This window comes from Lamprocystis purpurea DSM 4197 (genome assembly GCF_000379525.1).
In the GTDB taxonomy this organism is placed as follows: domain Bacteria; phylum Pseudomonadota; class Gammaproteobacteria; order Chromatiales; family Chromatiaceae; genus Thiodictyon; species Thiodictyon purpureum.
Genome location: NZ_KB902525.1, coordinates 18,769 through 42,953 on the forward strand (window position 1 = coordinate 18,769; position 24,185 = coordinate 42,953).

19 protein-coding genes are annotated in these 24,185 nt (G+C 65.2%); 13 read left to right on the plus strand and 6 right to left on the minus strand.

The features are described 5' to 3' along the window. Positions 1–159: 159 nt before the first annotated feature. The 6 genes from kdpF (at position 160) to A39O_RS0123140 (ending at position 8,013) form a co-directional block, all read left to right on the plus strand. Complete coding sequence (gene kdpF, locus A39O_RS0123115) at positions 160–252, plus strand: K(+)-transporting ATPase subunit F (protein WP_020507043.1); 93 nt, start codon at positions 160–162, stop codon at positions 250–252. After that, positions 249–2,039 (plus strand): potassium-transporting ATPase subunit KdpA, encoded by a 1,791-nt coding sequence (gene kdpA / locus A39O_RS0123120; RefSeq protein ID WP_020507044.1) that lies wholly within the window; start codon positions 249–251, stop codon positions 2,037–2,039. The genes kdpF and kdpA overlap by 4 nt, the downstream gene beginning before the upstream one ends. A gap of 29 nt (positions 2,040–2,068) precedes the next feature. After that, positions 2,069–4,135 (plus strand): potassium-transporting ATPase subunit KdpB, encoded by a 2,067-nt coding sequence (gene kdpB / locus A39O_RS0123125; protein WP_026199678.1) that lies wholly within the window; start codon positions 2,069–2,071, stop codon positions 4,133–4,135. 16 nt (positions 4,136–4,151) lie between these two features. Further along, on the plus strand, positions 4,152–4,730 hold the full coding sequence (gene kdpC / locus A39O_RS0123130; RefSeq protein ID WP_020507046.1) for a potassium-transporting ATPase subunit KdpC: 579 nt from the start codon (positions 4,152–4,154) through the stop codon (positions 4,728–4,730). A gap of 522 nt (positions 4,731–5,252) precedes the next feature. Continuing rightward, positions 5,253–7,268 carry a diguanylate cyclase gene (locus A39O_RS37020; RefSeq protein WP_020507047.1) on the plus strand — a complete coding sequence of 672 codons (2,016 nt, stop codon included), beginning with the start codon at positions 5,253–5,255 and terminating at the stop codon, positions 7,266–7,268. A 172-nt stretch (positions 7,269–7,440) separates the two neighbouring features. Beyond that, positions 7,441–8,013, plus strand: a complete 573-nt coding sequence (locus A39O_RS0123140; RefSeq protein WP_020507048.1) for a Uma2 family endonuclease — start codon at positions 7,441–7,443, stop codon at positions 8,011–8,013. Here the strand turns inward: A39O_RS0123140 and A39O_RS43850 are convergent. Beyond that, positions 7,982–8,320 (minus strand): DUF433 domain-containing protein, encoded by a 339-nt coding sequence (locus A39O_RS43850; protein ID WP_020507049.1) that lies wholly within the window; start codon positions 8,318–8,320, stop codon positions 7,982–7,984. The two genes, A39O_RS0123140 and A39O_RS43850, sit on opposite strands and share 32 nt — an antisense overlap. Before the next feature lie 354 nt (positions 8,321–8,674). Here A39O_RS43850 and A39O_RS0123150 point away from each other — a divergent pair, with 354 nt between their 5' ends. After that, positions 8,675–8,983, plus strand: a complete 309-nt coding sequence (locus A39O_RS0123150; protein ID WP_020507050.1) for a hypothetical protein — start codon at positions 8,675–8,677, stop codon at positions 8,981–8,983. Positions 8,984–9,377: 394 nt separating this feature from the next. Here A39O_RS0123150 and A39O_RS0123155 read toward each other — a convergent pair whose 3' ends face one another. Beyond that, positions 9,378–9,728, minus strand: a complete 351-nt coding sequence (locus A39O_RS0123155; protein ID WP_020507051.1) for a hypothetical protein — start codon at positions 9,726–9,728, stop codon at positions 9,378–9,380. Between the two features lie 353 nt (positions 9,729–10,081). Between A39O_RS0123155 and A39O_RS0123160 the strand changes: the two genes are divergently transcribed. From A39O_RS0123160 to A39O_RS41180, 4 genes are all read left to right on the plus strand, one after another. Then, positions 10,082–10,372 (plus strand): type II toxin-antitoxin system Phd/YefM family antitoxin, encoded by a 291-nt coding sequence (locus tag A39O_RS0123160; RefSeq protein WP_020507052.1) that lies wholly within the window; start codon positions 10,082–10,084, stop codon positions 10,370–10,372. Further along, positions 10,369–10,665, plus strand: a complete 297-nt coding sequence (locus A39O_RS0123165; protein ID WP_020507053.1) for a type II toxin-antitoxin system RelE/ParE family toxin — start codon at positions 10,369–10,371, stop codon at positions 10,663–10,665. The genes A39O_RS0123160 and A39O_RS0123165 overlap by 4 nt, the downstream gene beginning before the upstream one ends. 645 nt (positions 10,666–11,310) lie before the next feature. Further along, positions 11,311–11,562, plus strand: coding sequence for a hypothetical protein (locus tag A39O_RS0123170; protein ID WP_020507054.1), 252 nt, complete (start codon positions 11,311–11,313; stop codon positions 11,560–11,562). After that, positions 11,559–11,714, plus strand: a complete 156-nt coding sequence (locus A39O_RS41180; protein ID WP_020507055.1) for a phage virion morphogenesis protein — start codon at positions 11,559–11,561, stop codon at positions 11,712–11,714. The genes A39O_RS0123170 and A39O_RS41180 overlap by 4 nt, the downstream gene beginning before the upstream one ends. Positions 11,715–11,963: 249 nt before the next feature. Here A39O_RS41180 and A39O_RS0123180 read toward each other — a convergent pair whose 3' ends face one another. Both A39O_RS0123180 and A39O_RS34785 read right to left on the minus strand, forming a co-directional pair. Further along, the gene (locus tag A39O_RS0123180) at positions 11,964–15,482 is read right to left on the minus strand and encodes a class I SAM-dependent DNA methyltransferase (protein ID WP_020507056.1); all 3,519 of its coding nucleotides are present in this window, start codon (positions 15,480–15,482) and stop codon (positions 11,964–11,966) included. A gap of 416 nt (positions 15,483–15,898) precedes the next feature. Continuing rightward, positions 15,899–16,789 carry a formate/nitrite transporter family protein gene (locus A39O_RS34785; protein WP_020507057.1) on the minus strand — a complete coding sequence of 297 codons (891 nt, stop codon included), beginning with the start codon at positions 16,787–16,789 and terminating at the stop codon, positions 15,899–15,901. Here A39O_RS34785 and A39O_RS0123190 point away from each other — a divergent pair. Beyond that, on the plus strand, positions 16,788–16,997 hold the full coding sequence (locus A39O_RS0123190) for a hypothetical protein (protein ID WP_020507058.1): 210 nt from the start codon (positions 16,788–16,790) through the stop codon (positions 16,995–16,997). The genes A39O_RS34785 and A39O_RS0123190 overlap by 2 nt on opposite strands. A gap of 194 nt (positions 16,998–17,191) precedes the next feature. On the opposite strand, the gene A39O_RS0123195 is transcribed toward A39O_RS0123190, so the two are convergent. Then, entirely contained in the window at positions 17,192–19,870 is a 2,679-nt protein-coding gene (locus A39O_RS0123195) for a bifunctional acetate--CoA ligase family protein/GNAT family N-acetyltransferase (RefSeq protein WP_020507059.1), read from the minus strand. A gap of 162 nt (positions 19,871–20,032) precedes the next feature. On the opposite strand from A39O_RS0123195, the gene A39O_RS0123200 reads away from it, so the two are divergent. Then, positions 20,033–20,965, plus strand: a complete 933-nt coding sequence (locus tag A39O_RS0123200; RefSeq protein WP_026199679.1) for a histone deacetylase family protein — start codon at positions 20,033–20,035, stop codon at positions 20,963–20,965. Positions 20,966–21,324: 359 nt separating this feature from the next. Here A39O_RS0123200 and A39O_RS37025 read toward each other — a convergent pair whose 3' ends face one another. Then, complete coding sequence (locus A39O_RS37025) at positions 21,325–24,069, minus strand: SUMF1/EgtB/PvdO family nonheme iron enzyme (RefSeq protein ID WP_051088875.1); 2,745 nt, start codon at positions 24,067–24,069, stop codon at positions 21,325–21,327. Positions 24,070–24,185: the final 116 nt, after the last annotated feature.

Sequence of the window (24,185 nt, forward strand, 5' to 3'; positions counted from 1 at the left end):
GATCTTTCGAGCATCTTGAGATCGCTTTTTCTAGCATGACGCAGACCAAGGTCCGTCATCGAGGCACATCATGGATCTCTTCTATCTCGCAGGTATCTTGCTGTTGTTCGGGCTAGCGGTCGGACTCGCCTTCGGCTGCGCCAGGCTGGGAGGTGCCAAATGAACTGGTTGCTGTTCGTCAGCGCCGTGGTCGCGGTCGCGCTCCTGGTCTACCTGATCGCGGCCCTGCTCAACCCGGAGGGCTTTCTATGACCCACCATGCCTGGCTCATCCTCGGGCTCTATCTCTTGGTCCTGCTGCTCGCGGCCTGGCCGCTCGGCCGCTACATCGCGAACGTGATGGAAGGCCGCCCGCTCCTGGGCCTGGGTTTACGGGGCGGTTTCGAGTCCCCGCTCTACCGCCTGTGCGGGGTGCGCAGGGATACGGAGATGAGCTGGCTGCACTACGCCCTGGCGATCCTGCTGTTCAACCTGATCGGCGCCCTGGCCGTCTATGCCCTGCAACGGCTGCAACTCTGGTTGCCGCTCAATCCCCAGGGGTTGCCCAACGTCAGCCCGGATTCGTCCTTCAACACCGCCATCAGCTTTGCCACCAATACCAACTGGCAAGGCTATGCCGGCGAGACGACGATGAGTTACCTCACGCAAATGCTGGGGCTCGCGGTACAGAACTTCCTGTCCGCCGCCACCGGCATCGTGGTAGTCATCGCCTTGATCCGCGGTTTTGCCGGACATTCGGCCACGACCATCGGCAACGCCTGGGTCGATCTCACCCGGGTGACGCTCTATGTGCTGCTGCCGATCGCGCTGGTCTTCGCGGTGGTTTTGGTCAGCCAGGGCGTGATCCAGAACTTCAGCCCCTACCAGGACGTGACAACCCTGGATGTCACACGTTACGACACACCGCGGCTCGACGCCGCCGGCCTGGCGCTGAAGGACGCGCAAGGCGGCGTGCTCACCGCGCCCACAACCAGCCGGACCCAGACCCTGGCCATGGGCCCGGTCGCCTCGCAGGAGGCGATCAAGATGCTCGGTACCAACGGTGGCGGCTTCTTCAACGCCAACTCGGCGCACCCCTACGAGAACCCGACCCCGCTCACCAATTTCATGCAGATGCTGTTGATCTTCCTGATCCCGGCGGCGCTGTGCACGACCTTTGGCCGCATGGTCGGCGATTCCCGCCAGGGCTGGGCCCTGCTGACCGCGATGACCCTGATGTTCATCGGCATGGCCGTCGCGGCGATGCACTTCGAAGGGCAAGGTAACCCGTTGCTGGCCAATCTCGGTGTCGACCTGGCCCCCGGCAACCTGGAGGGCAAGGAGACACGCTTCGGCAGCGCCGAGTCGGGTCTGTTCGCCACCATCACCACCCTGGCTTCCTGCGGTGCCGTGAATTCCATGCACGACTCTTTCATGCCGCTGGGCGGCTTGGTGGCGCTATGGAACATGATGCTCGGTGAGGTGGTGTTCGGCGGCGTCGGCACCGGGCTTTACGGGATGCTGGTGTTCGCGGTGATGGCGGTCTTCATCGCCGGGCTGATGATTGGCCGCACGCCGGAATACCTGGGTAAGAAAATCGAAGCCTTCGACATGAAGATGGTCGCCATCGCGATCCTGGTCACACCCATCCTGGTGCTGGCGGGCACCGCCATCGCGGTGACGACGGCCGCGGGCGTCGCCGGGATCGCCAACCCGGGGCCACACGGCTTTACCGAGATCCTCTACGCCTTCACCTCGGCGGCCAACAACAACGGCAGCGCGTTTGCCGGCCTGTCGGCGAACACGCCGTTCTACAACGGCATGCTGGGGGCGGCCATGTGGTTCGGTCGCTTCGGTGTCATCGTCGCGGTGCTGGCCCTGGCCGGCAGCCTGGCCGCCAAGCCGCGCATCGCGGCGAGCGCCGGCACCATGCCGACCCACGATGTCTTGTTCGTCGTGCTGCTGATCGGCACCGTGGTGCTGGTCGGCGCACTGAACTACGTCCCCGCGCTCGCGCTCGGGCCGGTGGTCGAGCAGTTGATGCTCGGGTCCGTCAACTGAGCCGCCAATCGCGCAATCGGGAGAACACCATGTCACACAAGCAACTTGCCATGTTCGACCCGGCGCTCGTGACGCCGGCGATCCTCGACGCGTTCCGAAAACTCAATCCGGCGGTGCAGTGGCGCAACCCGGTGATGTTCGTGGTCTATGTCGGCAGCATCCTGACGACGGCGCTGTGGGTCCAGGCCCTGCTCGGCCAGAGCGAGACCGCGCCGGGGTTCATCCTCGCCGTCGCGTTCTGGCTGTGGTTCACGGTGCTGTTTGCCAACTTCGCGGAGGCGCTTGCCGAGGGCCGCAGCAAGGCGCAGGCGGCCGCGCTGCGCGGGCTCAAGCGGGAGACCGCCGCCAAGCGGCTCAAGGCGCCCAAGGTCGATGCGAACTGGGATCAGGTCGCCGCCGCCGACCTGCGCAAGGGTGACCTGTTTCTGGTGGAGGCCGGCGACACCATCCCGGCCGATGGCGAGGTCATCGAAGGCGTGGCCTCGGTGGATGAGTCCGCCATCACCGGTGAATCGGCGCCGGTCATCCGCGAGGCCGGCGGCGATTTCTCGGCGGTGACCGGCGGAACCCGGGTGCTGTCGGACTGGCTGGTGGTGCGCGTGACGGTCAACCCGGGCGAGACCTTCGTCGACCGGATGATCGCGATGGTGGAGGGCGCGAAACGCCGCAAGACTCCGAACGAGATCGCGCTGACCATCCTGCTGGTCGCGCTGACCATCGTCTTCCTCGTGGTCACCGTCACCCTGTTGCCCTTTTCGCTGTTCAGCGTCGCGGTGGCCGGCGCCGGCACGCCGGTCAGCCTCACGGTGCTGATTGCGCTCCTGGTCTGCCTGATCCCGACCACCATCGCCGGCCTGCTCTCCGCCATCGGCGTCGCGGGCATGAGCCGCATGATGCAGGCCAATGTCATTGCCACCTCGGGCCGCGCGGTCGAGGCCGCCGGCGACGTGGACGTGCTGCTGCTGGATAAAACTGGGACCATTACGCTCGGTAACCGCCAGGCCTCGGCCTTTCTGCCGGTCGCCGGCGTCCAGGAGGCCGACCTGGCAAGCGCCGCGCAGCTCGCCTCACTCGCCGACGAGACCCCGGAGGGCCGTAGCATCATGGTGCTGGCCAAGCAACGATTCGGTCTGCGTGAGCGCGATATCCACGCACTGGATGCACAGTTTGTACATTTCTCGGCCCAGACCCGGATGAGCGGGGTCGATGTGCACGGCACGCAGATCCGCAAAGGCGCCGCGGACGCCATCCGCACCCATATCGAAGGACTCGGCGGCCGGTTTCCGTCCGCGTTGCTCAGTACGGTCGAAGAGGTCGCACGCCGCGGCAGTACGCCGCTGGTGGTGGCCGAGGGCGACCGGGTGCTGGGTGTTGTCGAGCTCAAGGACATCGTCAAGGGCGGTATCAAGGAGCGCTTCGCCGAACTGCGCCGCATGGGCATCCGCACCATCATGATCACCGGCGACAACCGCCTGACCGCCGCCGCCATCGCCGCCGAGGCCGGTGTCGACGACTTCCTCGCCGAGGCCACGCCGGAGGCCAAGCTCGCCCTGATCCGTCAGCACCAGGCTGAAGGCCGGCTCGTGGCCATGACGGGCGACGGTACCAACGATGCCCCGGCCCTGGCCCAGGCGGACGTGGCGGTGGCCATGAACACCGGCACCCAGGCCGCCAAGGAGGCCGGCAATATGGTCGATCTCGACTCCAATCCGACCAAGTTGATCGAGGTGGTCGAGACCGGCAAGCAGATGCTGATGACGCGCGGGTCGCTGACCACCTTCTCGATTGCCAACGACATCGCCAAATACTTCGCCATCGTCCCGGCGGCCTTCGTCACCACCTATCCGCAGCTTGCCACGCTCAACGTCATGGGGCTGACCAGCCCGGCCTCCGCCATCCTCTCGGCGGTCATCTTTAACGCCTTGATCATCATGTTTCTCATCCCGCTGGCGCTCAAGGGCGTCACCTACCGCGCCGTCGGCGCCGCGGCCCTGCTGCGGCGGAACCTGGCGATCTATGGGCTCGGCGGAGTCGTCGTGCCGTTCATCGGCATCAAGCTGATCGATCTCACCCTTGGCGCCATCGGCCTCACCTAAGCTCAGGAGCATCCACATGACAACGCTGGTGCGTCCCGCCTTTTCAATCTTCCTGCTATTGACGCTCGTCACCGGCATCGGCTATCCCCTGGCGGTCACCGGCATCGCCAAGCTGGTCTTTCCGGAGGCCGCGGAGGGTAGTCTGATACGCGTCGACGGCACACCGGTGGGCTCCGCCCTCATCGGCCAGAGCTTCACCGCCCCGGACTATTTCTGGGGCCGTCCGTCCGCCACCGCACCGCGACCCTACAACGCCGCGGCGTCCGGCGGCTCCAATCAGGGGCCGCTCAATCCGGCCCTGATGGATGCCGTCAGGGGACACATCGCGACCCTGAAGGCAGCCGATCCGGGCAACAGCCTGCCGATCCCGGTCGACCTGGTCACCGCCTCCGGCAGTGGTCTGGACCCGCACATCAGCCCCGCCGCCGCGCACTATCAAGTGGCACGGGTGGCGCGGGCCCGGCAGCTCAGTCCCGCGGCCCTCAGCGCCCTGGTCGCGGAATTCACTGAAGGCCGGCAATGGGGCGTGTTCGGCGAGCCGCGGGTGAATGTCCTGAAGCTCAATCTCGCCCTCGCTTCCCGACACCCTGATTGATGTGGCGAGACAGCGCGGCCGACGCGCGATCGGGGGGCTGAGTCGAGGCGACCGCACCCCAGGCGTTCAGCAGTTCCAAATTTGGGTGGCCACCACCGGCAACGTGCCGGCGGCGAGGCTGATGGTGGATGCGCTGCGCTTATCCACCCTACAACACCGGATCTGCTGTGGGTGGATAAGGCGCGCCACTCAGCGTCAGGGACCCGATACGGCGGTCGGGCGCGCCGCATCCACCAGGGGTCGCGCGATGCCGCCCAAATTTGGAACTGCTGCCAGACGTCACCGCGCTGCGAAAGCCAGAGAATTTACCCTACAATAGAGGTAACACCCGCCACGGAACCAACAGTGGATGCCAGTTGACTGCCGATCGAAGCATACGCGGGTCGGGCGCGCACCGGCAGATCCTCCCGAGCGCGGCGGCGGGCGCGACTGCCGACATGTCACGCGTCGTGGATCATTGACGCTTTGGCGTGACGCGGCCACGCCCGGAATCGACGACCCATCAAGGATCGGAGCGCCGTCATGACCCTGCATACTCGCGCCCGTATCGTCGCACTCGTGTCGGCGCTCGTCCTCCTGATGCTTCTCGGGCTCTTTATGGTGACTTACGAAGCAAGGACACGCGTCGAACGCGACCTGGCCCTGACGGGGTCGCTGAGGGCTCAGATCACCCAACTCCGGACCGCGGTTTTCGACCACCTGCTGCACCCGGCGGGCGATCGGCGCGCCCCGGTGGCGACAGCGTTCACGGCCATCGACCTGTTACTCGAACGGGAGGCTGGGACCATCGCGGTCCTGGCCGAGAACAACGCGCAGGTGGCCCGGGACTGGAACGATTTACGTCAATCGGTGAACCATCTGCACCGACACTTTCCCGCGCATGAGTCAGGCGTTGCGGACGGGGGCGTCGTGATCGCGGACCGGATCCTGGCGGACAGCGATGCGCTGGCCCGGAGCATGAACCAGGTGTTGCATCATGCAGTGGAGCAGCTGATCGCGGTCACCGCGCGGGAAAAGCTCGCGCTTGGCGTCCTGTTGGTCGCCATGGTCGGGCTGGGTCTGGGATTCTATCTGACGTTCCAGCGGGCGATCCTGGGTCCCGTAGAGCAGATCCGCACTGCCGCGATTCGGATCGCTGACGGCGACCTCGAGACACGCATCAAGAGCCGGCGCCGGGACGAACTCGGCGAGTTGGCGCAGGCCTTCGACCGGATGCTGGATCAGCTCCAGGACACCATGGTGTCGCGCGATCGGCTCGAGGCCGAGCGGACCGAGCGGACCCTGGCGGAGCAGGCCCTGCGGGGCAACGAGGAGCGGCTCCAGTTGGCGATGGAGGTCAGCCGGTCGTTCGCCTTCGAGTGGGCGACTGCCGGTGACCTGGTGCGGCGCAGCGCCAATTCCGGCGACATCCTCGGTTTGTCGCCCGCCCAGGCGGACCAGGAGGCCGGCCAGGACCATTTCGACCGCATCGTACCGGCTGATCGGGAGCGTTTCACCGCGACGCTGGCGTCGCTGACACCGGGGATGGATCGCTACCGGATCGAATACCACTATACCCGCGGCGACGGCGCCCTGGTCATTCTGGAGGAATCGGGGCGCGGTTTCTTCGACGCGACAGGCCGCTTGCACCGCCTGGTCGGAGCGGCCACGGACATCACCGAACGGCGGCTGGCGGCGGCGGCGGCGCGCGCCGCGCAGGCGCGCTACCAGGGCCTGGTGAACGCGAACGTGATCGGTGTCGCGCTGGGCACGGCATCCGGCGAGATCCTGGAAGCCAACGATTACTATCTCGACTTGGTGGGCTATACGCACCTGGATCTGGCGGAGGGGACCGTCAGTTGGCGCGACGTGACTCCGCCGGAATGGCTGCCGGCCGATGAGCAGGCCCTTGCCGAGTTGCATGCGCGGGGCACCTGCACGCCCTACGAAAAAGAGTACCTGCGCCGGGACGGTTCGCGCACCCAGGTCCTGATCGTCGATGCCCTGCTGCCCGGCAACCAGGGGCACATCCTCTGCCTGGCCCTGGACGTCGCCGAGCGCAAGCGCATGGAACAGGAATTGCGCAATCTCGCCGTCACCGACCCGCTCACCGGCGCCATGAACCGCCGCTACCTGATGCAGATGCTGGAGAGCGAGACACGGCGTGCCCAACGCTACAGTCGACCACTCGCATTGATCATGTTCGACGTCGATCACTTCAAAGCGATCAACGACACCCATGGGCATGACCGCGGCGATGCGGTGCTGGTCGCGGTCGTGGAGCAGGTGCAGCAGCGCTTGCGCCGCAGCGACACCCTCGCCCGCTGGGGCGGAGAGGAGTTCATGATCCTGCTTCCCGAAACCCAGTTTCCCCAGGCGATGGCCCTCGCGGAGACCCTCCGCAGAGGGCTGCACGCCGTCCAGGGTGACGGTGCGGTGACCGCCAGCTTCGGTGTCACCGCCTACAGTCCCACGGAGACCCTGGACCAGTGGCTCAAGCGGGTCGACGATCTGGTTTTTCAAGCCAAGCACGCGGGACGGAATCGGGTCGCCGCCTGATCGGGGCGGGAAATAGGGGACGTACCCCAATAGGCCCCTGCTTTTCGATGCAGCAACACAAGAAACCGCGGTCTGTTCTTTGCGCACGCTGGTGATGATGCCAGGATCAACGGGTTGACAGTGTCGCCCACCGGGGGCTAGCGTTCCTTGGCAACCACACGAGGAGCCCATCATGAGCGCGCGTCCACAACCGCGGCCGACCTTGTACGAACAACTTGAGGCCCTGCCCGAAGGGCTGACCGGGGAAATTCTCAACGGCCAACTCTACGCCCAGCCGCGCCCGAGCGGTCCGCATGGTTTCACTGCCTCGTCACTCGGATATGACCTGATCGGCCCCTTCCAGCGGGGCCGGGGCGGTCCTGGGGGCTGGTGGATCATCGACGCGCCTGAACTTCATTTCATCCACAACGCGGAAGTCGACGTCCCCGACCTGGCGGGTTGGCGCTGTAGCCGATTGCCGCTGATTCCCACGGATCATCGCTTTACCGTCGTGCCGGATTGGGTCTGTGAGGTCCTGTCGCCCTCCACCGAGAGCAAGGATCGCGAGGTCAAGATGCCCATCTACGCCCAGTTCCGGGTCGCCTACGCCTGGCTGATCGATCCGCGTGCGCACACCCTGGAAGCCTACGCCCTGGATGGCGGAGTCTGGCGCGAAATCGGGCGTTTCGCCGGCGGTGCACGGGTGTCGGTTCCACCCTTCGAGGCGGCAACGATCAGTCTCGATGACCTGTGGGCACCGACTTAGCGGCGCACTGGGGGAGAAGAGTCCGCTTGGTTGGGGTTCGTTCCTCGCCCCTACGGGCTGGATGCGTTGCGCTGATCCACCCGACGAAACCGCCGTTGCCGTAGGATGGGCAGAAGTCTGCGGCGAACGCAAGCGCCGCGCGGATGTCTTCCGGCTCCAACACCGGAAAATCCTCAAGGACCTCGGCCTCGCTCATCCCTGATGCCAGGTAGCCCAGGATATCGTAGACGGTAATGCGTAGGCCGCGGATGCACGGTTTGCCGGCGCGCTTGTCCGGCTCGATCGTGATGCGATCCCGGTAATCCATGATGCGACTCCACAGCGCGGTGCAAATAGAGAGAAGAGAAGCGCGTCGTCTACCTGCGCCCGACATGATGTGACGATGCGGGAGCCTGTTTACCGCACGGCCCCGGCTGGTTACTGATCACGCAATAACAGGAGCTTCGTTGACCAGTCGGTACCCGCTTAGCATAGCCCCGCCCGCGGACCCCGACAAGGAGCAGCACCTGACCAACCCCGCCCCACCGCCGCCCGCCGTGGGACGAGTGCCAGGTTGCCGCGCCAGTGCCGGCCCGGGTGGGGCATCACGATTGATCAATCGCCGCTGGCGGGGTTAGCTCGGGCGGTTGCGCAACAGGTGTCGCGCCTGGATCATCGCCTGATGACCAAACGCGACATCGAGATTGACGACGTGCGGGCCGCCTGGCCGGTGCCGGGGCTCGCACGACGGTTCCCGGTCCAAGATCTGGGCACCCTTCAGACCTTGCTGCGGGAGTACGCCTATCGGCTGCCGGGCGACCTGCCGCACGGCGTCGACTTCGTGCTGGAAGGCGGCCCGGCAGACGATTTCTACATGGCAACCAACGGCAAGGGCGGGTTCTGGTTCCGCGAGATCGAGCATGGCACCTTCAACTCGCGCGGGACCTGTTCGGCGCCTTGGCCAAATGCGCCGACAAACAGCGCCCGGTGATGACGCGGGACGAGGAATACGCGCTTGAATCCCTGTGGCATGAGATTTGGCACAACCGGCAAACGGGGATGGATGCGGTGGTCGCGTTGCCGTCGGCGCACCCAGTGCGCCGCTTTGCCGAAACGCTGAACCAGGCCGTGGCCCGGTTGACGTACCCGCGCTTCGTCGACCGATTAGGCGGGCAGGCAACGCACCAAGCGTGGGTGCTGAACAGCGGATATGGTTACGCCGCGACCGTCAGCCGACTTTGGCGGGTGATTCAGGAATGCGGGTCGGAGCCGCTGGACCTCGCGGGAGACCTGGCGACGATCAACCGGGCGGCCGATCTATTGGAGGGCACGCGACACGTCGCGACGATGCTGGCCCGGCGTAGCGGCTATCCGAGGAGTCCAATTCAGGCGGCTTTAGACGCCTTGGCGATGCCCGATGAGACGCGTTTCTTAACGCTGGTGGGGGCGATCAGGTCATGATTCAGCAGGTTGAACCTGACGTAATCCTGGTCAGACATCCGGCGAGCATAGGCGGCCGACCGCTCCGCGTCGCCACGCATGGCGAACAACATGCTCAGCGCTTCCAGCGCTTCGTCTGCGGTGACGCGCGCCCGATACGCCGTCGCGTCTGGGTCGGCCAGATACCGCAGTTCATCGGGGGTCGGAGCGTGGTCGAAGATCGTTTCCATTGGGAAAGTATAGCCGATGTCCGGCAGGTGGGCGATTGGGCAGCCGCGCGCGGCATTTGCGGTCATGCGGTTCGCGGCGCGGGGGCGACAAGGGCGATTCGCTGCCGCAGGACGCGGGTTGGGCGAAGGCCAGAACGGATGCGCTGGACAACAGCGCCTGGTTCGAGGCGCTACCCGCTGACGCGCCCGCACGGACGCGCCTGGGTTCGGCGGCTGAGGCTGCCTACGGAGTGCAGGGTCACAGGGCGTGATCCCAGGCGCTGTGCGACTCGCCGCCCTCCTTCGACCCCAGATACCTTGCGCCGGAGAGCACGGCCTGACCCCGGCCCTCAGGAACCACACCCGCGGTTTCTGCTTGCAGCCAAGTCTGGATCGGCCTATTTTTACCGCCGCACTAGACCACGTTCTCTTAAATCCTCATGCAACACGTTTCCGCCGACAACGCCAAAGCCCGCTTCGGCCAACTGCTGGAGACCGCCAGGCGTGAGCCCGTGGTCATCGAGCGCCACGGTCGGGCCGTCGCTGTCGTGGTCTCCAAGGAGGAGTACGACGCGTTGAACGACATCAAGCTTCGCCAGCTCCGCGCGGAGATCAATCTGGGGCTCGCGGACCTTGAGCGCGGTGCGTGCACCGACTATGAAGCTGACGATCTGCCGACGCTCGCCGCGCGGATCAAGGCCGCTGGCCGCGAGCAACTCGCCAAGAAGTGATCTATCGGCTGTCGTCCAGGGCGGAAGTGGATCTCGCTGAGATCTGGGTGTACTCCGCCGAACAATGGAATTTTGATCAGGCCGATCGGTATGTCGATTCCTTGGTGAGCCGTTTCGATTGGCTCTGCAACAACCCTTCGCTGTGGAAGGCTCGGCCGGACATCGCCGACGGGCTCTATAGCTACCCACAGCAGAGCCATGTGATCTACTTTCGAGCTCATGGCGATGCGCTACAGTTGATAGAGATCGTGCGCGTGCTGCACGGGCGGATGGAGCCTCACAGGTACGTCTGAAGCGGGTAGACCTACTTCGCCGCCCCGCGGTCTGGCGAGACCGACTTAACGATAAGACCAATACTAGCCAGGATAAATCAGGGGTATCAATTATGGAGAGAAATCGACTCGTAACACAGGAAGACGAGTGGGGATGCGGCGTCGCTTGCGTGGCGTCGAAGCTTGGGATTAAGTACGATGAAGCAAAAAAGCGACTGGAAGAATATAAAGGGAGCCCTATCGATCCAGGAGGGTTAGAACTTGAGCCAATCATGAGCGTTCTTCAGGATGCAGGAATTTGTGTATTGGCAACAACGGACCTAACGAATTTTCCACTTGGGAGTATAGTATTTCTGTCTGAGACGTGGGGACGGTACAAAGGTAGTGGACACTATCTCCTTAATACTGAGCGTGGCTGGATGGACCCGTGGTCAAATATGCCACACATGCCACGTGAGTCCGTATTTCTGAGTAGCCTTTCAAGGGACACAAAAGTTCAAATAGCACTTGTCCCCCAGGACTAGGAAAAGGGGGAAATAGAGGACGTACCCGGAAAGCCCCAGTGCGGCCGACGTGGCACGGTGCGTCAGCCGGAAGTGCCCGGAAGACATCGCGCGCAAACCGAGCAGCGCGACATTCTGATGATGCTGTTACAGGTGTTCGACAGTGGACGTGGATAAAACGCAGGCGATCCTCGAAGAGGTCATGACTCACGCGATCACCGCCGGCCAACGGGCCCGGGAGGAGGCGGCGGGCGGCAGTGCGCACGCGCAGGGCCAGGCGTTCGCCTACAGCGACCTGATCGGGTTGATTCAGGAACAGGCCGCGCTGCTGAATCTGACCTGGGCGGATCAGTCGCTCGGGACGTTCGACCCGGTGTCATTGCTGGCGACGCCCAAGCGGCCGGATTCCCCATGATCACCACCACGGTGCAAGACGACCAGGTGCGCGCCGAACTGCGGCGCATCCAGGCCAAGCTCGGCGACCTCAGCCCCGCCATGGCCGGGATTGCCATGGCCCTGGAGATGGCCGTCTCCGACCGCTTCGAGACCAAGACCGATCCGAAATGAGATCGATCGGTCAAACAAGTCACCCGCGTGGTGATCGACCAGTTGCCGTAGGATGGGCAGAGCGCAGCGATGCCCATCCGGTCACCGCGGAGCCGAGCGATGGGCATCGCTGCGCTCTGCCCATCCTACCAACTGCGTCCGAATCGGTGCGACTGAAGTCGCACCTACATCCGAGCCGATGGTGGTTGGTATCCGGTGTTCCGGAAATTACCTTAGGATAAAGTACCCGGCGCGCCCCTCCGACCGGGCCTAGCCGGCCAGATAACGCCCATCGTCCAACCGGCGGGCGTGGCCGAGACTGGCGAGGGTGTCAAGGAGTTCGGCGACTTTGGCGCGGGGGGCGCGGGTGAAGCCCTGGGCCAGGTCGGCGGCGGTGACCGGAGCGGCGCGGGCGGCGAGTGCCGCGCGCAGCGCCTGGAATTGCTCGGGCAGGGTCTTGGGCCAGTCCGGCTTGGGTCCGGTGCCGACCGCGGCGGCGGCGTCCGGTGCCAATTCCGCGGCGACCGCGCCGGTGCCCGCGGGGTGCTGAAACTCCGGGCGTAGCCAGCGGATGAGGCCGCGGCGCTCCTCGGCGGCGCGCTCGGCGTTGAGTGCGACCAGGCGGTGCAGGATGATCTCCTCAACGGCGGCGGGCGGGGTGGGGGACGCGGTTTCCCCTGATGCGGTTCCTGCGTCACCGCATCCTACAGGGCGCGGTGCCGACAGGGCCGCGGTCAGGTCGTCCCAGCCATAGGCGGCCAGTACGGCGGCGTCGAGCTCGTCATGGAGCTGACGCAGGACCGCGACCAGACCTTGCTCATGGATCACCCGGTCTTTGGGGCTCAGGGGCGCACCAGTGCGCAGGTGCTCCAGGACGTTGTACATCCCGGTCATGGTCAGGCCCGGATGCAGCGCCTGGCGCTGTTTGCGGTGCGCGTCCAGATCCTCGGCCAGTTGACGGATGCGGGCCTGGTGCGGCGCGTCCGGAGCCGGAAACGGAAAGGTTTCGAAGCAGCGGGTCTTGGTGTAGCGGGGGCGGTCTTCGAGGGTACCGCCGGTTGCGAGTGCCCAGAGCACATGGACGCGACTGGACAGGACTCCCAACGTCCAGGCGTCGTCCAGGGCGATCGCGATCAGCATGTTGTCGGGCAGGACGGACTGCTCCAAGAAGCAGAAGGTGCGGTGCTTGGCGGTCTCGACGGTGGCAATGTAGCGTCCTAGCCCGGCGAGTTGCCATCGCAGTTTCGGATTGGTTTCGCCGAAAAGCCACCAATTGTCCTTCCGGCTTTGGCGCTTGTTCTGGTCTCGCTCTGGTTTCACGCGTTCCAGTACGCGTTGATAGACCTCCGGAAAGCGACTCCTGACCTCATCGACGGTGAGTCCGAACAGGTCGATGACCATAACCCCGCGCGGCGTCTGGGTCAGGTCGCGGCCATTGAGATAGACGCGGATGTGATTCTCCAGGTCTTTCACTCGCCCCAGACCTAAAGTGACAGCCTCATTTGGCGTCACGATAAATCCAGCCCCGTGTAATTTTACACCGGGGTTACTGATGTCCCGGTTAGCCTGTAGCACCGCACAGGCCGCCACATCCGCCCCGATCCGCAGGTCGGTATGGATGGGTCCCTCGGTGCGCTCCAGATCGACCTCCAGTCCCTCGCCCTGGCCGGGGCGCTCGGCCGTCACCCGCTCCAACACACCCTGAAAGGTCCCCGCCTGGCCGACGGTCATGCCGATACGCACTGCGGCCCCGTCGGCCGCATCCACCCAGGGGTGATCCGGCACCGCGTAGCACAGCGACAAGGGCTCGGCGGCGCTGAGATGACGCTCCAGCACGCGCCGGTTGAAGGTCTGGCGCAGGCTGTTGGTGGTGATGAACCCGAAGCGGCGCAGGTGGCCGGCGCGCGTCAGGGCGGCGGCGCGTTCCCACCAGTACATCACATAGTCGGCGGACTCGGGGACCTCGGGCCAGGCGGCGCGCAGGGCCTCCACATAGCCGTTGCCGAGTGCGCGGCGCAGGGTGGACGCGCCGATGAACGGCGGATTGCCGACCACGAAATCCGCCTCGGGCCACTGCGCCGGGCGCGGATTGACATAGCGCTCCAGCGCGACGCGGGCGGTTTCATCCGGGACCGGCTCGCTGGTCACCGGATGGGGCTTGGTGGTGCGCCCGTCCCAGCGGGTGATGGCTTGGCCGGCGGCATCGGTGACGAACTCCACACAGTCGGCGTCGAGGACGGCGTCGCGGCACTGGATGTTGCGGAAGTCGCGGATCACCGGTTCCGGCGGATTGACCGCGCCGTGGGTCCGAAAGTGCCATTGCAGATAGCCGATCCACAGGACCATCTCGGCAATGGCGGCGGCGCGCGGGTTGAGCTCCAGACCGAGCAACTGGTGCGGGTCGACACTGACCCCTTCCATCGCCATCAGCAGTTGCCGCTGACCGAGCGACTCCAGGGTGTCGAGCACCTCGCCTTCCAGGCGCTTGAGGTGTTCGAGCGTGACATAGAGGAAGTTGCCCGAGCCGCAGGCGGGGTCCAGGACCCGCACATTGGCCAGCCGGACTTGGAAGGCGGCGACGAGCTTGATCGCCTCGTCGGGCTTGCCCTGCTCGTGCAGGCTGAAGGCGGCGCTGTGCACGGCGGTCCATTCGTCGCGCAGCGGTGCGATGACGGTGGGCAGCACCAGTCGCTCGACATAGGAGCGCGGCGTGTAATGAGCGCCGAGTTGGTGGCGCTCCTGGGGGTCGAGCGCGCGCTCCAGCAAGGTGCCAAAGATGGCGGGTTCGACGTGGCGCCAGTCGGCGCGGCCGGCGTCGATCAGCAGGTCGAGTTGGTCGCGCGCCAGCGGCAGGGCCGGAGCCTCGGCAAAGAGGCCGCCATTGAAACGCAGGCAGCGTTCGCGCAGGATCACCGAGAAGGGGGTGCCGGTGTTCATGTCGCGCCACAGGTGTTCGGTGAGCGGGACGAATTGCGCGGGCGTGTCGCGCACTGAACGCAGCAGGTCGGTGAAGGCGGCCTTGGGCAGCAGGCCGATGTCCTCGGCGAACAGGGTGAAGAGACAGCGGATCAGGAAGGCGGCGGCCAGTTGCGGCGGGTGGCCGGCGGCTTTCAGTGAGCAGGCCAGGCGCGCCAGACGGGCGGCGATGTCGCGGGTGACACGGGCGGCGCGGCGGCTGGGGTCGAGTGACAGGGGGTCGAGCCAGACGGCGCGCAGGCGGGCGCGGATGTCGGGGCGGCGCAGGTCTTCCAGCCGGATGCGGTGCGAGCGCGGGTCGGGATAGGGGATGTAGGCGCCGCCGCTGCGGCTGAATTCGCTGTAGAGTTCGATGCTGCGCCCGACATCGACCACCACCACGAAGGGCGGCCGGCCTTCGGCGGCGGGCAGGCCGCGGGCATACTGCACGGCCTGACCATGGGCGCGCAGCATGGCCTTGTCCCAACCGGTGGTGTCGAGTCCGAGCCCGGTCTGCTTGCACTCCATGACATAGCAGGTGCGGCGGTAGAGATCGATGAACCCCTGGCTCCGGCTGCCGTCACCGTGCTCAAAGATGACCCGGCGTTCGAAGCAGTAGGCGTTGTCCTGATGGTCCTCGCGCGCCGGCTCGGGCCGCGGCAGGTCCAAGAGGGTGCACAGTTCAGTGAGAAACAGTTGGTAGTTGGCGCGTTCGGTGCCGTTAGCGTGTTGCCAGCGGCTAATGAAGGCCTCGATCGCCGCCGGCGGGGTGTCGTCCGGTGCGGACAGGGAGTCGTCGAGGTTCGGAAGTGGCTTGCGGGGGTCGTCGTCCATGTCGTTGGGAGTGACTGAGGGTGCGTTGCCGGGATGTTACCCGTGGAATTCTGGTCGGGCAAGAATGGCACTCAGGTGAATTCCGGGAACGGACGGACCTACCGACGTGTCGGGGCGACTGAAGTCGCCCCTACAGCAGCCCGTACAGCGGCGCCTACAGCCCACCGGCATGCGCGGTCGGGATGCTTGTCCCTGGGAATCTCCTGCGCTTCACAAGTCCATTCGGAAACGCCTTCGGCGTGTCGCGCGTTGTCGTTGTCGTTGTCGTAATCGAATTGATAATCCTCGCGAGGATGCGTTCGCACCGCTTCGTTTCGGCTACTCGTGCCAAGGTTAGAGTCGCTTATCCGATGACGATTACGACAACGACAACGACAACGACAACGACAACGACAACGACAATTCCGACTTGTGACTTATCGCGGCAAATACTTGTAGATCACCCAGTACGCCATCCCCACGAAAACGCCCCCGCCGACGATATTGCCCAGCGACACGTAAGTCAGATTGCTGTAGAGGAAATTCCACCAGGTCAGCGCATCCAGGTGGGGCACATGCTCGGCGACGCTCGCCACGAATCCGGGGTCCCACCAGGACAGCAAGAGCGCATAGGGCAGGAAGAACATGTTGGCGACGCAGTGTTCGAATCCGGCCGCGACAAACATCGCAATCGGCATGGTCAGCGCGGCGATCTTGCCGCCGATCGTCCGGGCGGTGAGCGCCACCCAGATGGCGATACACACCAGGACGTTGCACATGATGCCGCGGAAGAAGGCTTCACCAGGGTCCAGCGCGGCCTTCGCTGCCGCGATCTTCAGTGAGGCAACCCCCAGATCGCCGCCGGCCGAGGTGTAGACCCCGGTCAGGATCAATAACACCGCCGTCCCCACCGCGCCCACAAAATTGCCGACAAAGACGAGACCCCAGTTGCGCAGCATGCGCTGGAGCGTGACCTTACGGCTCGCGTAGGCCATGACGATGAGAATGTTCCCGGTGAAGAGCTCGGCCCCGCCGGCAATGACCAGCACCAGCCCCATCGAGAAGGCGATCCCTTTGAGCAACTGGATGCCGCCGTACCAAACATCCGCTGCACCGGTCGACACGATGACGGCAAAATAGGCACCGAACGCAATGAATGCGCCGGCCAGAATCCCGAGCACGAAGGTGGTGAGCGGCGGATTATTGGCTTTTTTGACGCCGGTTTCTTCGCTTAACTCTTCGACCTCTTTGGACAACCGGTCATCGAACGTGAGCGGCAGGGTCGCCGCTGCCGCGGGGTAACCACCCGACTCTGAGAGATCCGACATGTTTGCCATCCCGCCCCAATGGAATCGGCAACCGATCCTCGATCAACGGGGCATGTTTCATGATATTGACGTACACGATCGATACCTGAAGCCAGCGATCGACCACATGAATAACCCCGATTCAAACCGGTTTTCCAGCGAAAACATGCGTGGAACCGCGGATGACGGATACAGTACGCAAACGGCCGACACCGTTCGCTTGCAATGATGGTAGCGACTGCGAGGACGACAAACAAGGCCGAACGCGGTTTGCACCCGGACGGAACCGTGCCCCGGACTCGCTGTTGCAACGTACTGACTATGATCGCCGCGACCAGCACGAGCACGTTCACCCCGCGGCCGATATAACAAAACCGTTTTAAAACGCTTGCGTTTTGTTTCTCCCTTGCCTGCCGGACCGCGTCACAACACCTTGGCCACCAACTTGATCGCCGGATCCTGCGGATCGTTCTCGATGCGGAACCCGAGCGACTTCATCAGGGCCAGCATGCGGCTGTTGGCGGTCAGGACCTCGCCGTCCATAATGCGGAACCCGCGCAGCCGGGCGTTCGCCATCAGGGAGCGCATCAGGCGCGCGCCGATACCGAGGTTGCGGCAGTTGTCGGCGACCACGATGGCGAACTCGCACACCTCCCCGCCGGGGCGCGAGATGTAGCGCGACACCCCCACCTGGACCTCGGCGCCGTCCTGTTCGACCACCCCGATCAGCGCCAGTTCACGGTCATAGTCGATCTGGGTGAAGCGCACCAGCATCTCGGGTGTCAGCTCCTTGACGGCCTGCATGAAGCGGAAGTACTTGGTCTGCTCGGACAGCCCGCGGACGAACTCCTGCGTCATGTTGGCGTCCTCCGGGCGGATCGGGCGGATCACCAGTTCTTTGCCGTCCGGCAGTTGGACGTGCTCGATGAGGGTCACCGGGTAGGGATGGATCGCCATGTGCCCGTAGGTGGTCTGCTGCGGCGGGCGGTAGTTGACGACGATGCGGGCGTCCACCGCGATGACTTCCTTATCATTTCCAATCAATGGATTGATCTCCATGCCGATGATCTCGGGCAGTTCGCAGACCATCTCCGAGACACGCTGCAGGGTGCGCGTCAAGGCCACCCGGTTCATGGGCGGAATCTGGTTGCGGGCCGCCATGAGCCGCGAGACACGGGTGTGGTCGATCATGGTCTGGATGATGAAGGCGTTGAGCGGGGGGAGCCCCAACGCCTGATCCTCCAGCATATCCACCTCGGTGCCGCCGGCCCCGAAGCTGATCACCGGCCCGAAAATCGGATCGCGGGTGACCCCGATCATCAGTTCGCGGGCGGCGCGTTTGGAAACCATATGCTCCACCGTCACGCCTTCGATGTGGGCATCCGGACGCAAGCGCGCGGCGCGCTCCACGATCTCGGTAAAGATCCGCCGGACCGATTGGGCATCGGTGATGTTGAGGGCCACGCCGTCCACGTCGGACTTGTACTTCAAATCCGGCGAGTGAATCTTGACCACCACCGGGAAGCCGACCGCCTCCGCCGCCATCAGGGCCTCGTTGGCGGTGCGTGCCAAGACGGCCTGCATGGTGGGAATGCGGAAGGCGGCGAGGATCGCTTTGGCCTCGATGATGCCGAGCTGTTTGCGCCCCTCGGCCATCACCCCCTCGATGATCAGGCGCGCCCCTTCCACATCCGGGCTATCTTCCTGGGAGATGGGCTCCGGCGACTGCATCAGGAGACGCTGGTTACGCAGGTGACGGGCGAGGAAGGACATGGCCTCGATGGCCAACTCCGGGGTCTCGAACTGCGGGATATGATATTCGGCAAGCAGCGCCTTGGCGGCGGCCACGCGCTTGCCGCCCATCCAGCAGGTGAGGACGGGCTTCTTGGTCTTTTTCACCGCCTCGATCACCTGCTCCACGGTGCCCTGCGGGTCGCCGGACGTCAGCGGGGCCAGGATGACCAGGACCCCGTCGACGCCCGGATCGGCCAGGCAGGCGTCAATGGCGATGCGGTAGCGTTCCGGGGTGGCGGTGCCCATGATGTCGACCGGGTTGCCGTGCGACCAGTGCGCCGGCAGGGCCTGTTCCAGGGTCTGGTTGGTCGTCTCCGACAGGGTCGCCAGCGACAGCCCCAAATCCTGGGCACGGTCCGCGGCGAGCACCCCGGGTCCGCCCCCGTTGGTGATGATGGCGATGCGCTCACCAGTCAGCCGCCGGCCGGTACCGAACACCTGGGCGGCGGCGAACAGTTCCTCCAGATGATCCACCTGGACCACACCGGCCCGCTCGGTGACCGCCCGGAAGACATCGTCCGAGCCGACGAAGGCCCCGGTATGTGACTTGACGGCGCGGCTGCCGGCCGGATGGCGGCCGGCCTTGACCACCACCACCGGCTTGAGGCGCGCCGCCGCCCGCAGTCCGCTCATGAAGCGGCGGGCGTTGCGGATGCCTTCCACATACAGCAGGATGCATTGGGTCTGGCCGTCCATGGCGAGGTAGTCGAGGATATCCCCGAAGTCCAGATCGGCCGCGGCCCCCAGGGAGACCACCGCGGAGAGCCCGAGTTCGCGCCGCTCGGACCAGTCGATCATGGCCGTGCAGATGGCCCCCGACTGGGACACCAGGGCGACGTTGCCGCGCCGCGGCATGTCCGGCCCGACACTGGCATTGAGCCCATGCTGGGGGCGCATGACCCCGAGACAGTTCGGCCCGAGCATCCGGATCCGGTTACGCCGCGCCGCTTCCACCAACCGGTCCTGGAGGGCCGCGCCGGACTCTCCGTGTTCACCGAAGCCGGTGCAGTAGACCACCGCGACCCGCACGCCGGCGGCGCCGCACTGCTCCAGAATGGCCGCTGCCTGGGCCGCCGGCGTCGCGATCAGGGCCAGATCCACATGCTTGTCGAGGCTGACCAGATCCTTGTAGCAGGGCCGCCCGGCGACCTCGTCGTACTTGGGGTTGATGGCGTAGCTGTGCCCCTTGAAGGTCCCGCCGAGCAGGTTACGGTAAACCTGACCACCGACAGAACCCTCGCTGTCACTGGCGCCGAACACGGCCACGGCACCCGGGGTGAACAACTGGTCGACATCGGACAAGTGCATCTGGACTGCCCTCCCGGGCTGAATTAGGGTTAAGCTTCAGCGACGCCGCGCAGACGAGGCCCGGCGGACAACCAAAGTATCGGTAACGAGAATCGCCCGCAATGCCTGACCGGTCACACTGCGACCGGATCGACTGCTGCGGTCGCGCGACGGGGATAGCCCATGAGCTTAGCTTTCATTTCCCACGATACCTGCAAAGAGCATGAGATGGGTGACTACCACCCGGAGTGCCCGGCGCGACTGCACGCGATCAAGGACCGCATGATCGCCTCCGGCATGGAGATGCTGGTCACCCACTATGACGCACCCCAGGCCAGCATCGAGCAACTGGCACGCGTCCACGACCGCGATTACATTCGCAAGATCTTCGATACGGCACCCACGACCGGTCCGGGTCTGGCCTGGGTGGACGGGGACACGGCCATGAACAGCCGCACCCTGCCGGCCGCGCTGCACTCCGCCGGCGCCGCCATCCTTGGAGTCGATCTGGTGATGAGCGGCAAACATCCGACCGCGTTCTGCTGCGTCCGCCCACCGGGTCATCATGCCGGGCGCAGTTCCGCGGCGGGCTTCTGCTTCTTCAACAACGTGGCGGTCGGCGCGGCCCACGCATTGGAACAGCATCAGCTCAAACGCGTCGCCATCGTCGACTTCGATGTGCATCACGGCAACGGCACCGAAGACATCTTTATCGACGACCCGCGGGTGCTGTTCTGCTCCAGTTTCCAGCATCCCTTCTATCCGGGCACCGGCGCCGATACGGTCGCGCCGAACATCATCAACCTGCCCCTGCCGCGACTCACCAGCGGGGCCGACTTCCGCGCCGCCGTGGAGCGCGCCTGGCTGCCCCGCCTCGACGCCTTCGCCCCGGAACTGATCCTGGTCTCGGCGGGGTTCGACGGCCACGCCGAAGACGACATGGCACACTTCAACCTGCGTGAACCGGATTACGCCTGGATCACGCGGGAACTGCACAAGCTTGCCGGGCGCCATGCCCAGGAGCGCATCGTCTCCTGTCTGGAGGGAGGCTACACCCTCTCGGCCCTGGGGCGCTGCGTCAGCACGCATGTGGACGAGTTGATCGGGCACGCCTGATCACCGAACACCGAATACCGCCGATGCGCGTTTGCTGCACCGCAGCAACCAAGGATAGGCGGGTTCGGCAACGGATGCAACGCATCGCCTGAGTCCAAGAGACCGGAGTTCAAGTCAGACCCGCGGGCGGATGCCCGCTCCTGGGAACTGAGGCAGGGTTTCTGAAGGAGATATCGCCTTCGTACCTGATATTCAGACAGACCCTTGGTGTAGGGGCGGGTTTGAAACCCGCCCCTACGTCCGGTTATCGCGTCCGAATGCGATATTTGGCCGCTGAAGCCGGTGGCCTTTGCATGGGGCGTGGCGGGGGCGGGTTTGCAACCCGCCCTCCGGTCAGGCCATATCGCGTGGGAAGCGCGTCAAACCGCCTCATCCGACAACGACAGCACGAGACGAAAGCCGATGTCCCGCGCGGTTTCACGTGTCGCCGCGCGCGCGCGGGCCGTGGTCCTGGTCCGCAACGGACCCGCGTCGAAGGATCCCCCGCGCACGATGCGCGCGCCCTCGGCATCCGCGTCGTTACGGCCGTCACCGACCTGGTATGGATAGGGCCGATCCCGACTCAGGGTCCATTCCCAGACGTTACCGCCCATGTCCGCGACGCCCTCGGGCGTAGCGCCCAGGGGGAACAGGCCAACGGCGGACGGCTCACCGAGGGTCCCGAGGCAGTTGGCACAACCGTCCCCGAAGCGGTCGCCCCAGGGATAGACGCGTCCCTGAGTGCCACGTGCCGCCAGCGCCCACTCGGCCTCGGTGGGCAGGCGCAGGCCATAGCCGGCCGGCAGACTGGTGCGGCGCTTGCGTAACATGGTGTCGAGCCAGGCGGCATAGGCGACCGCCTCAAACCAGGTGACACCGACCACCGGACGATTGGTCTCGGCGCGCTGACGCAGCCAACCCGCCGGCTCCTTACGCCGCTGACCATGACACCAGACCCATCCCAACTCGGACCACCACTCGCGCCGTTCATAGCCGCGCGCCGCGACGAAGACACGGAATTGGCCGACGGTGACCGGGTAGCGTCCGATCCAGAAGGCATAGTCCAGTGCGACCGGTAAGTCCCCTCCAAGCTCGTTGGGCAGCACCCCGGCCACATCGGGAGAACAGCCCAACACGACCTGGCCCGGTTTGATCGCCACCATGCCCAGGGCTCGCTCGTGTTCGCCGTGATAGCGCGCCGGGAGTTCGAAACCCCGACGTTCGAAACGCGGGTCGCCGAGTCGGGCCAACACGGCCGCGGCGGCCGCCCGCTCCCCCAAATGCAGCGCGCCGGACTCCACCAGGGCCGCCAGGCGGTGACGAACACGCTGCACACTCCTGGCGCCGGGTGGCGTATCGGCGGCCCGCCCATAGCCGATGGCGATAGCCACCTCGCCCGCCAGCCAGACACGGCGCCACAAGGCATCGCCCAAGTCGGCGTCGGGTGGACACAGGCACTCGATCAGATCCAAGGGCCGCCCAACCTCACGCTGGCTATGGACCAGGAAGCCGACCGCATGCAGAATGGTCTCGCGCCAGTAGGTTTGGTCATGGACACGATCAGCCACTTGCTGCGCAAAGTCCGGTGCATGAGCCACCGCGCAACCGGCCAGATACTCGCGTATCGCCCGGTGCGGGAAGTCGTAGACCGCCGGCCGCTCCTCGCACAGTAGACCAGCGCGCTGCTTGATCAACTCCGTGAGCGATTGCGCCCAGTCCACATCCTGGCGCGGATGCAGCAACCGCAGCGCGGTGACCAACTCGGTCTCACCAACGCCGGCGGCCACGCCTTGGCCGGGATCGGTCGATGACCGGTCGGTGCCCCCTTGGTGCTGTATCACCGTCGACAGACGCTCGCACAGGCTGATGGCATCGCAACGATCCCGCCGGGCCTCCCGCAGCAGATCGGTAATGCGCGTATCCTCGGCATCCAACCCGCGATCCATCCGCGAAAAGAGCACATCGACGGCACCCTCGAACAACCGCGCCCGCTCCTCCCGCAGTTCACGACGATCAGTGAAGACCAGCGCCATGAGCGTGAGCAACAGGGGATTGGATGCCAGGCGCGAGCAATGGGAACGCCTGACTTCCTGGCGAAAGGTATCCGCCAGAGCCTCCGCCTCGGTCAACAAGAGCGCGCCGTGGGCACTCAACTCCTGGAACCAGTCGGTCGCGAAACGGTCCACCTGATCGCGCCCGAAGGGCTGCAGGACGGCGATCGGAAACTCCGCTTCCGGCAACCGCCAATCGGGATGCTGGTAGGCAAACACCCGGCTGGTGAGGACGAAGCGGCACTTGGGTGCCTCCCGACGAAACTCGATCAGACTCGCACGCACCTGGGACAGCCCGCTGGGATGAACCTCATCCAGCCCGTCCCACAGCACCAGGGCACGCCCCTCGTGGATCGCCGCTTCCAGTGCCGACAGACAAAAGCCCAGGTTACGATCGGTCAACTCGTAACGCAGAAACCCCCACACCAACCGCTTGTCGGACTGCTCCGACCGGTCCTGCGCGGCCAACCAGGTACTGAAATCGCGCAACCGCAAGAGCACCGGGATACACGACCACTCGGTTTCCGGCCAACCGGGCAGTGCGGTCCGATCCCCGGTCGCCAGGACGTGGGCGAGAAAGGCAAGCAGCGTGGATTTGCCCGAGCCGGCCTCACCCAGGATCACCAGCGAACGGCGTAAACAAATCGCTTCCAGCGCGCTGAGGCCGCGCGCCCGATCCCGATCCAGGATGCGCTCGGCATTCGGGTCGAACGCCGGATAGGTCACCGGGAGGCCGCGCCCGGCCTCCACGAGTACCCGTTTCGCCGTCTCCTCGGGCAGCGCGAGATCAGTCATCAGCGGCACGTAAAGGTTGACGATGCCGCGGCTATCACCCGTTCGGCTCGTGATGCCGCGCAGTGGCAGCGAACGGGTACGCCACGCCAGCACCCGCCGCAGGCAGTCGAGTTGCCCATCGGGGGAACTGGGACGCTCGCCGACGAAGATCCCTTTAAGGATCGCTGGATCTGCGGCGGCCGGCGGTCGAACGGTCGCCGCTTGGCCGGCGACCTGCATCGACAAACGTGCATTCAGAGCACGACGCTGCTCTTCCAACGCGACCAGCTGCGCACGCAATCGTGACGCTTCCGAACTGTTATCCTTAGTCACGGCTGCCCCCCATGACAGACCTGGATGATCCCTTGCGGAGTTTCCCGCCAATGACCGGCAACGTGACAGCGCCGCCCGTTCGC